Source organism: Streptomyces bobili (assembly GCF_002154575.1).
GTDB classification, from domain to species: Bacteria; Actinomycetota; Actinomycetes; order Streptomycetales; family Streptomycetaceae; genus Streptomyces; species Streptomyces bobili.
The window spans coordinates 1-1,659 of sequence record NZ_MUBA01000704.1 but is presented as its reverse complement, the minus strand read 5'-3'; the positions used below and the strand labels follow the sequence as shown (position 1 = coordinate 1,659).

The window sequence follows — 1,659 nt, the reverse complement described above, 5'->3', positions numbered from 1 at the left end:
GGCCGTGCGCAGGGCGTTGGACGCCGCCCGGCCGCGGACCGTGCTGATCGAGGGCCCGCCGGAGGCCGACGAGCTGATCGCACTGGCCGCCGACGAGAACCTGCGGCCCCCCGTCGCGCTCCTCGCGCACGCCGTGGACGAGCCCGGACGCTCGGCCTTCTGGCCGATGGCCGCGTTCTCCCCGGAATGGGTCGCGATCCGCTGGGCCCTGGAGCACGGCGTCCCGGCCCGCTTCATCGACCTGCCCGCCGCGCACACCCTGGCCTGGCAGCGGGAGACCGACGAGCACCCGGAGCCGCAGGGACCGCCGCCGGGCGACGGCCCCGGCGCCGGCCTCCGCGTCGACCCGCTCGCCACCCTCGCCGAAGCCGCGGGTCACGACGATCCCGAGCGCTGGTGGGAGGACGTCGTGGAGCACCGGGGGTTGGGCCGACGCGACCCGTTCGCACCCTTCGCCGCCATCGAGGAGGCCATGACGGCGTTGCGGGAGACGTACGGTGCCGAGGGCGGTGAGCGGGACGCCGTCAGGGAGGCGTACATGCGGCTCCGGTTGCGGGCGGCGCAGCGGGAGTTCGGGGACGGGGCCGTGGCAGTCGTGTGCGGGGCGTGGCACGTCCCCGCCCTCCGGCGCAGGACCGCCCTCACCGCCGACCGGGCACTGCTGAAGGGGCTGCCCAGGACCAGGACCGACCTGACGTGGGTGCCGTGGACCCACCGCAGACTGGTCCGGGCCGGGGGTTACGGCGCCGGCATCGACTCGCCCGGTTGGTACGCGCATCTGTTCGACTCGCCCGACCGGCCGGTGGAGCGGTGGCTGACCAGGGTGGCGGGCCTGCTCCGCGAGGAGGACCGCGTCGTCTCCCCGGCACACGTCATCGAGGCGGTACGGCTGGCCGAGACGCTCGCCGCGCTGCGGGGCCGACCGCTGCCCGGCCTGAGCGAGACGACCGACGCCGTGCGTGCGGTGCTCTGCGAGGGCTCGGACGTGCCGCTCGTGCTGATCCGGGACCGGCTGGTCGTCGGGGACGTCATGGGCGAGGTGCCGGCCACCGCGCCCGCGGTGCCCCTGCAGCGCGACCTCGACCGGCTCCAGCGTCGGCTGCGGCTCAGACCGGAGGCGGCGGAACGGGAGTTGGAGCTGGACCTGCGCAAGGAGACCGACTCCGAGCGCAGCAGGCTGTTGCACCGACTGCGGCTGCTGGGGGTGCGGTGGGGAGAGCCGGCGGTCTCGCGGGGGAGCACGGGCACGTTCCGCGAGACGTGGCGGCTGCGCTGGGAGCCCGAGCTGTCCGTGCGGGTCGCCGAGGCGGGCGTATGGGGGACGACCGTACCGGCCGCCGCCACCGCCAGGGCGGAGGCGGACGCGGTCGCCGCGCGAGGTCTCGCCGAGGTGACCGGCCTCGCGGAGCGCTGCCTGCTGGCCGGGCTGCCGGACGCCCTGCCGACGGTGATGCGGGTCCTCGCCGACCGGGCGGCACTGGACACCGACATCGGCCATCTCGCCCAGGCGCTGCCCGCACTCGTCCGCTCCCTTCGGTACGGCGACGTCCGGGGCACCGACACCGGTGCCCTGGCCGGCGTCGCGGCGGGCCTCGCCGAGCGGATATTCGTCGGCCTGCCGCCGGCGTGCGCAGCGCTGGACGCCGACGCGGCCGACGA

At 76.4% G+C, this 1,659-nt stretch carries 1 protein-coding gene; it reads left to right on the top strand.

The genetic code is table 11. The annotated features are described in order from the left end of the window. A partial coding sequence (locus BZL64_RS36430) for a DUF5682 family protein (protein WP_244205758.1) occupies positions 1–1,659 on the top strand: 1,659 nt, incomplete at both ends.